Source organism: Streptomyces sp. B93, assembly GCF_018070565.1.
Taxonomy (GTDB): Bacteria; Actinomycetota; Actinomycetes; order Streptomycetales; family Streptomycetaceae; genus Streptomyces.
Genome location: NZ_JAGPXL010000094.1, coordinates 1 through 7,723 on the forward strand (window position 1 = coordinate 1; position 7,723 = coordinate 7,723).

The following is a 7,723-nucleotide window of genomic DNA, read 5'->3' on the forward strand; positions in this document are numbered from 1 at the left end:
CGACCGCATACGGTCGACCGCACCCCGTTCACCGCCCTACGGGTACGACACCACGGTCGACGGCACCGTCGAGGTCCCCGAGGTGGGCGCCCCGACGTTGTTGATGACGTGCGCGTACTGCCCGTTGCCGCCGAGCGACACGACCAGCAGGTTGTGGAACCGCACCCCCGCCGTCACCGGCGCGGCGAACCCGTGCTCCTGCACGATCGTCGGGTCGACGTTGTAGTAGCAGTAGCTGCCGAGCCCCCACCCCTCGTGCGTGGTGACTCGGTCGCCGACCCGGTAGGCCGCGTAGCCGCGCAGCGACCCGTTCTGGATGGCGGCCTGGTTGGGGGCGTCGTACGCCTTCTCGTTCTGGAAGAAGATCGTGCGGCCGCGCTGCCCGAACCACTGCACGTCGTACTTGTTGAAGTGCTCGACGAACAGGCCGGTGGCGAGCACGTCGTCACCGTTGACGACGACGCCGTAGTCGGCGCGGTTGGTCTCCCAGCCGACGCCGTCGCCGTGGTCGGCGCGCCAGATCCAGGTGTGGTCGATGATGGTGTGGCGGCTGTTGACGACGAGGCTGGTGGTGGCCTTGCCGGGCCCGGCCCCGCCGATGCGGATGAACACGTCCTGCACGGTGGTCGGGTTGGCGGAGTGGTCCCGGGAGGCGCCGGGCGGGCCGATCTCCACCAGGGTGGCCGAGTTGACGGGCCCGGCGTCGACGAGGAACCCGGCGAGCCGGACCCCGTCCACGTCGGCGACGGTCAGCGCGGTGACTCCGTTGTCCGGGATGAGCGTGGCGTACCCGAGGCCCAGCACCACGGTGTTCGGGCGGTTCACCCGGACCGGCTGGTCGAGGCGGTAGATGCCCGGTGTGAGGAGCAGGTGCAGCCCCTGCTCCAGCGCCTGGTTGAGGGTGGCGGCGCTGACGCCCGGCCGGGCGACGTAGAACTGGGTCAGCGGCAGGGAGGTGCCGCGCGGGGTGCCGTTGCCCCAGGTGACCCCGCGGGCGTTGGTCCGCTTCTCCGGCAGGAAGACCCGGAACTCGCTGCCCTGGAGGTAGAGGAAGGGCTTCTCGCGGGAGATGGGGGTGGTGGTGAGCGTGGTGTACGGCGGGTTGGGGAAGCTCGTCCCGGGAGCGCCCTCGACGCCGGAGAACACCATGTTCCACACCGCGTTGAGCCAGCCGCCGATCGCGCTGTCCCGGGTGTACCACTGCTGCTGGGAGTAGGGCCCGACCTGGCCGTCGATGCGGCTGTCGGCGATGTAGCCGCCGCTGGCCCAGCCGTAGCCGTCCGGCGCGAGGTTGAGACCGCCGCGGACGTGCATCCGGCGGAACGGCGCCGCCTGCGCGACGGCCCAGCGGTTGGTGCCGCTGACGGGCACGAGGGCGAGGTTCTCCGCGGAGCGCCAGAAGTTCTGCGTGGCGTTGCCGTTGAACCAGCCCGCGTCGACGGTGACATCGCCGTTGATGGTGGTGTCGTCGGGGGACAGGCCGAGCCCGGCGATGGAGGTGTAGAAGCCGAGCTGGGCGTTGAGGCCGTGGTACGTGCCCGGCTTGAACAGCAGGGCGTAGCGGCCGGTGCCGAACTGGGCCGACTCCTGCTGGCGGAAGACCTCGTCGAGTCTGCCCTGGATGTTCGGGGTGGACGGATCGAAGACCAGCACATTGGGGCCGAGGTCGCCGCCACCAGGGAGGGCGCGGGGCCGCTTGGGCTTCACGGTGGGGGCCGCGGTCGCGGGGGTGGCGGCGGCCAGTCCGGCGAGGACGGGCGCGGTCGCGGCGGCGGCACCGAGGACGGCGCGGCGGCCGACTGCGGAGGGTCCGGCGGAGGTCCCGGAGGGCTCGGCGGACGGCTGTTGTCGGGAAAGTGGGGGCATGGCGCGGCTCTCTCCTGGTTCAGGAAGTGAACGATGGGGAGTACGGGGAGCGCTCTCTCGCCGGGGAATGCTTCAGGCGTCCAACGCACCCGTCAAGAGGTGCGGCAGAGTTCGGCGAATGGTGTCCAAACCCTTGACGGACCCTGCGTTCACGGTTTAACTCACGTCCTAAATTAAGCCATGAGGGGAGCCCTTCCCGGTGTGAGGGGGGCGATTCCCCCGAAGGGACACCAGGAGCCATGCGCAGCATCCGAGCCGCGGCCGTAGGCGCCGTCACCCTGTCTCTCGCCCTCGCCGCGACGGCCTGCGGAGGCGGTTCGTCCACGGGCGGCGGGTCCAACGACTCGCCCAAGACGCTGACCTACTGGGCGTCGAACCAGGGCGCCAGCATCGAGATCGACAAGAAGGTCCTCCAGCCGGAACTCGACAAGTTCGAGAAGCAGACCGGCATCAAGGTGAAGCTGGAGGTCGTGCCCTGGTCCGATCTGCTCAACCGGATCCTGACCGCCACCACCTCCGGCCAGGGCCCCGACGTGCTGAACATCGGCAACACCTGGTCGGCGTCCCTCCAGGCGACCGGCGCGCTGCTGCCCTGGGACGAGGAGAAGTTCGCCGCGATCGGCGGCCGGGACCGCTTCGTCGACTCCGCGCTCGGCTCGACCGGCGCCGAGGGCCAGGACCCGGCGGCGGTGCCGCTGTACTCGATGGCGTACGCCCTCTACTACAACAAGAAGATCTTCGCCGAGGCCGGAATCTCCGAACCCCCCGCCACCTGGGACGACCTGGTCGCCGACGGAAAGAAGATCAAGGCGGCGGGCAAGCAGGTGCTGGGCGCCGAGGGCGCCAACCCCTCGGAGAACATCCACCACGTGTACGTCTTCGCCAAGCAGCACGGCGCCGACTTCTTCACCGCCGAGGGCAAGGCCGACTTCACCTCCGACAACACCGTCGCCGCGGTCAAGCAGTACGTCGACCTGATGGCGAAGGACAAGGTCATCCCGCCGGGCAACGCCGAGTACGCGCAGAACCAGTCCGTCAGCGACTTCGCCAAGGGCAACACCGCGATGCTGCTGTGGCAGTCCGCCTCCGCCAACCTCAAGTCCCAGGGCATGAGCGAGGACGACTACGGCATCGCCCCCGTCCCCGTCCAGTCCGGCACCCCCGGCGCCGGGGCCCAGGTCAACTCCATGGTCGCGGGCATCAACATGGCCGTCTTCAAGAACACCGACAACCTCGACGGCGCCACCGAGTTCGTGAAGTTCATGACCAGCGACGAGGAACAGAAGATCCTCAACACGGCCTACAGCTCCATACCGCCGGTCAAGGCCGCGCAGGAGGACGCCGCGTTCAACTCCCCGGCCAACGCCGTACTCAAGAACACCCTGGCCACCAGCGCCGTAGCCCTGCCCCAGGTGGCGGACGAGTCACAGTTCGAGACGACGGTCGGTACGGCCGTCAAGGAACTCTTCGCCGACGCCGCCGCCGGACGCCCGGTCACCACCGACTCGGTGAAGGCGGCGCTGGAGAAGGCCCAGCAGCAGATGCCCACGAAGTGACCCCGATGGCGACCACTGTCCCGGTGAAGACCGACGCCCCCGACGGCGGCGGACCCGGCGGCGAGAACACCCCCGGTGCGGCGCGCGCCCCGCGCCGCACCGGGCGCCTGCGCCGCGTCTCACTGCCGTACCTGCTCCTTCTGCCCGCCCTGCTCCTCGAACTCCTCGTCCACCTGGTGCCGATGGTCACCGGCGTGGTCATGAGCTTCAAGGAACTCACCCAGTTCTACATCCGCGACTGGAGCACCGCCCCATGGTCGGGCCTCGACAACTACGACCTGGCGGTGGACTTCAACGCCCCCGTCGGCGAGGCGCTGCTCCGCTCCTTCCTCACCACCTGCGTCTTCACGGTCCTGTCGGTCGGCCTGTGCTGGCTGATCGGCACGGCGGCGGCCGTCTGCATGCAGGACACCTTCCGTGGCCGGGGCCTCCTGCGCGCCCTGTTCCTGGTGCCGTACGCGCTGCCCGTCTACGCGGCCGTGATCACCTGGGTGTTCATGTTCCAGCACGACAACGGCCTGGTGAACCACGTCCTGCACGACCAGCTCGGCCTCACCGACAAGCCGTCCTTCTGGCTGATCGGCGACAACAGCTTCTTCGCCCTGCTGACGGTGTCGGTGTGGAAGGGCTGGCCGTTCGCCTTCCTGATCGTCATGGCCGGACTCCAGAACATCCCCAAGGAGCTGTACGAGGCGGCGGCCCTGGACGGCGCGGGAATGTGGCAGCAGATCCGCCGCATCACACTGCCGTCCCTCAGGCCGGTGAACCAGGTCCTGGTGCTGGTCCTGTTCCTCTGGACGTTCAACGACTTCAACACGCCGTACGTGATGTTCGGCAAGGCGGCCCCGGAAGCGGCCGACCTGATCTCCGTCCACATCTACCAGGCGTCCTTCGTCAGCTGGAACTTCGGCACCGGCTCCGCGATGTCGGTGTTGCTGCTGCTCTTCCTGCTCGTGGTGACGGGCGTGTACCTGGCGCTGACCTCAAGAGGAAGGAAGACGGCCGATGTCTAGCACCGGCGGCCCGATGGCCCCACCCCGCTCCTTCCTCTGGACCCGCCGGATCTTCCTGACGCTGCTCACCGGCTTCGTCCTGCTGCCGGTGTACGTCATGGTCTCCAGCTCCCTGAAGCCGCTCGCCGACGTCACGGGCAAGTTCCGCTGGCTGCCCAGCGAGCTGACGATCCGTCCGTACATCGACATCTGGTCGACGGTCCCGCTGGCGAGGTACTTCATGAACTCCCTGATCGTGGCGACGGCGGCCACGGTCTGCTCGGTGGTGATAGCGGTCTTCTCGGCCTACGCGGTCAGCCGCTACCGGTTCCGCGGCAAGCGCGTCTTCACGGTGACCGTGCTGTCGACACAGATGTTCCCGGGCATCCTCTTCCTCCTCCCGCTCTTCCTCATCTACGTCAACATCGGCAACGCCACCGGGATCGCCCTGTTCGGCTCACGCGGCGGCCTGATCCTCACGTACCTCACCTTCTCCCTCCCCTTCTCCATCTGGATGCTGATCGGCTACTTCGAGTCGGTGCCGCGCGACCTCGACGAGGCGGCGATGGTGGACGGCTGCGGCCCGCTGGGCGCGCTGTTCCGGGTCGTCGTCCCGGCGGCCGTGCCCGGCATCGTCGCGGTTGCGGTCTACGCCTTCATGACGGCGTGGGGAGAGGTGCTGTTCGCCTCCGTCATGACCAACGAGACCACCCGCACCCTCGCGGTGGGCCTCCAGGGCTACTCCACCCTCAACGACGTGTACTGGAACCAGATCATGGCGGCCTCACTGGTCGTCAGCGTCCCGGTCGTCGCGGGCTTCCTCCTCCTCCAGCGCTACCTGGTCGCGGGCCTGACGGCAGGAGCCGTCAAGTGACCCCGGCCCCCCGTTCCGAAAGGACATCCGTGACCATCGACCTCGCCGCACTCCCGCACGACTTCCTGTGGGGCACGGCCACATCGGCGTACCAGATCGAGGGAGCCGTGGCGGAGGACGGCCGGGCGCCGTCGATCTGGGACACCTTCTCGCACACCCCCGGCAGGATCGCGGGCGACGACCACGGCGACACCGCCTGCGACCACTACCACCGCTGGCGCGAGGACATCGCGCTGATGCGCCGGCTGGGCACCAACGCCTACCGCCTGTCGGTGGCCTGGCCCCGAGTCGTCCCGGGCGGCGACGGCCCGGCGAACGCGAAGGGCCTGGCCTTCTACGACGCGTTGATCGACGGCTTGCTGGAGGCGGGCATCACCCCGTCCGTCACCCTCTACCACTGGGACCTGCCGCAGGCCCTCCAGGACCGGGGCGGCTGGCCGGAACGTGAGACGGCCGAACACTTCGCCGCGTACGCGGAGGTGGTCGCGCGCCGCCTCGGCGACCGCGTCACCCACTGGACCACCCTCAACGAGCCCCTGTGCTCGGCGTGGATCGGCCACCTCGAAGGCACGATGGCCCCCGGCTGGACCGACCTCACGGCAGCCGTCCGAGCCTCCTACCACCTCCTGCTCGGCCACGGCCTCGCCACCCAGGCGATCCGGGCGGCGGCCCCCGACGCCCAGGTCGGCATCGTCAACAACCTCTCCACCATCCACCCCGCCACCGACACCCCCGAGGACAGGGCCGCCGCCCGCCGCATGGACGGCCACACCAACCGCTGGTGGCTGGACCCCATCCACGGCCGCGGCTTCCCGACCGACATGCGCGAGGTGTACGGAGTCGAACTCCCGGAACGCGAGGGCGACTCGGCGGCGATCGCGTCCCCCCTGGACTGGCTGGGCCTGAACTACTACTTCCCCCAGACGATCGCGTCCGACCCGACCGCCCCCGCCCCCCACGTCCGCCAGGTCCACCGCCCCGGCGTCCCCCGGACCGGCATGGACTGGGAGGTCGACGCCAGCGGCATCGAAACCCTCCTCCTCCGCCTCACCGAGGACTACGGCGCCCGCAAGCTGTACGTCACGGAGAACGGCTCCTCCTACCCGGACGTCATCCGCCCCGACGGCACGATCGACGACCCGGAACGCCAGGCGTACCTGCACTCCCACCTCGCGGCCTGCGCCACGGCGGCCCGCAAGGGCGCCCCGCTGGCGGGCTACTTCGCCTGGTCCCTGCTGGACAACTTCGAGTGGGCGTACGGCTACGACAAGCGCTTCGGCCTGGTCCACGTGGACTACCGCACCCAGGCACGGACGATCAAGGGCAGCGGACGGTACTACGCGGACGTGATCCGGGAGCACGGCGGGCGGGTGCGGCGGGCGGCGTGAGCCCCGCAGTTGTGCCGGCGGGCGCAGGGAAGCGTGCCCGCCGGAACAACAGCCCCGCCACGCCGGTCAGTTGGCCAACGACCGTCGTTCCACGTAAGCGACCTCCACCGACTCGATGTCGGAGACGTCGTGTCCGTCCTCGAAGGAGTCGTACTCGTTGAAGGTGCCCTCCTCGGCCTCCGTCTTCCCGGCGGCCAGGTGGGTGGCGCCGATGTAGGTCTGGCCGATGTAGTCGCCGTCCTCGTCGAAGGCGTTGACGACGACGGAGTAGTTGGCGAAGCCGTCGCCCTTGTTGGTGATCTCGTAGTCGAACTGGTAGGTCGCGTCGGTCGACGTGCTGTCGCAGTCGTTGTAGGAGAAGGCGTCGGTGTCGTCGCACTCCTCGCCGTAGACGTTGTCGTCGGTGACGAGCTTGCCGTCCGAGACCTCGACGTGGCCGGTCGGGTCGCCGCCGTCGTCGCCGTCGTTCACCGCCCACCACGCCCCGAAGCCGCCCCCGGCGAGCAGCAGTCCGATGACCACGCCGATCGCTATCAGTCCGCCCTTGCGTGTGCCGCCGCCCGCTGTCGGGGCCGGGTAGCCGTACGGCGGGGCGGTGGGAGGCTGCGGGGGCAGGGGGGTGCCCGGCTGGGTGGGGATGTGAGTCACCTGGGTGGGTGTGGGCGTGGCGTCTGGTCTCTCTGACGTGCTGTCGGTCATGGGACGGCTCCTTCTCGGGGCGGTGTGCGGCGTGGACGAGTGGTCGGGTCGTTCACGTGGGTGGATCGGACGGACGGGAGGCCACGCGAGTGCGGTGAACATACCCGCGATGGTCGGGGCGAGGAACACCCGGCCGAGCCCGTCCCCTCCCTGGATCGGACGCCGTCCGTCAGCCCGCGGTTTCGGGCTGCTGCGGGTGTGCTCCGCCCAGACGGTCTTGCCGAGTGCTGGTGGGGCCCGTGGCGCGCAGCTCCGCCACGAACAGCGTGCGGTCCGGGGGCGCAGCGTCCTCGTCGTTCAGCGCGCAGGCCGGGGCCGGCCGCCCGCGGCCGGCTGGCGGGCGCTGAA

Annotated in this window: 6 protein-coding genes; 4 read left to right on the forward strand and 2 right to left on the reverse strand. The window is 69.6% G+C overall.

The features are described from left to right. Window positions 1–36 precede the first annotated feature (36 nt). Entirely contained in the window at window positions 37–1,866 is a 1,830-nt protein-coding gene (locus tag KBY47_RS35805) for a coagulation factor 5/8 type domain-containing protein (RefSeq protein ID WP_210928775.1), read from the reverse strand. A gap of 239 nt (window positions 1,867–2,105) precedes the next feature. Here KBY47_RS35805 and KBY47_RS35810 point away from each other — a divergent pair, with 239 nt between their 5' ends. Genes KBY47_RS35810 through KBY47_RS35825 form a run of 4 tightly spaced genes read left to right on the forward strand, consistent with a single transcriptional unit; the run spans window position 2,106 to window position 6,676 of the window. Further along, entirely contained in the window at window positions 2,106–3,422 is a 1,317-nt protein-coding gene (locus KBY47_RS35810; protein ID WP_210928777.1) for a sugar ABC transporter substrate-binding protein, read from the forward strand. A 5-nt stretch (window positions 3,423–3,427) separates the two neighbouring features. Beyond that, complete coding sequence (locus KBY47_RS35815) at window positions 3,428–4,435, forward strand: carbohydrate ABC transporter permease (protein ID WP_210928779.1); 1,008 nt, start codon at window positions 3,428–3,430, stop codon at window positions 4,433–4,435. 13 nt (window positions 4,436–4,448) lie between these two features. Next, window positions 4,449–5,288 (forward strand): carbohydrate ABC transporter permease, encoded by an 840-nt coding sequence (locus KBY47_RS35820; protein WP_210928783.1) that lies wholly within the window; start codon window positions 4,449–4,451, stop codon window positions 5,286–5,288. Window positions 5,289–5,317: 29 nt separating this feature from the next. Then, window positions 5,318–6,676, forward strand: a complete 1,359-nt coding sequence (locus KBY47_RS35825; protein WP_210928781.1) for a GH1 family beta-glucosidase — start codon at window positions 5,318–5,320, stop codon at window positions 6,674–6,676. Between the two features lie 66 nt (window positions 6,677–6,742). Here the strand turns inward: KBY47_RS35825 and KBY47_RS35830 are convergent, their stop codons facing one another. Beyond that, window positions 6,743–7,375, reverse strand: coding sequence for a hypothetical protein (locus KBY47_RS35830; RefSeq protein ID WP_210928782.1), 633 nt, complete (start codon window positions 7,373–7,375; stop codon window positions 6,743–6,745). Window positions 7,376–7,723 lie beyond the last annotated feature (348 nt).

Bases quoted from the DNA above. Each gene is read 5' to 3' on its own strand.
- KBY47_RS35805 (WP_210928775.1), bottom strand. From the start codon at position 1,866: ATGCCCCCACTTTCCCGACAACAGCCGTCCGCCGAGCCCTCCGGGACC.
- KBY47_RS35810 (WP_210928777.1), top strand. From the start codon at position 2,106: ATGCGCAGCATCCGAGCCGCGGCCGTAGGCGCCGTCACCCTGTCTCTC.
- KBY47_RS35815 (WP_210928779.1), top strand. From the start codon at position 3,428: ATGGCGACCACTGTCCCGGTGAAGACCGACGCCCCCGACGGCGGCGGA.
- KBY47_RS35820 (WP_210928783.1), top strand. From the start codon at position 4,449: ATGGCCCCACCCCGCTCCTTCCTCTGGACCCGCCGGATCTTCCTGACG.
- KBY47_RS35830 (WP_210928782.1), bottom strand. From the start codon at position 7,375: ATGACCGACAGCACGTCAGAGAGACCAGACGCCACGCCCACACCCACC.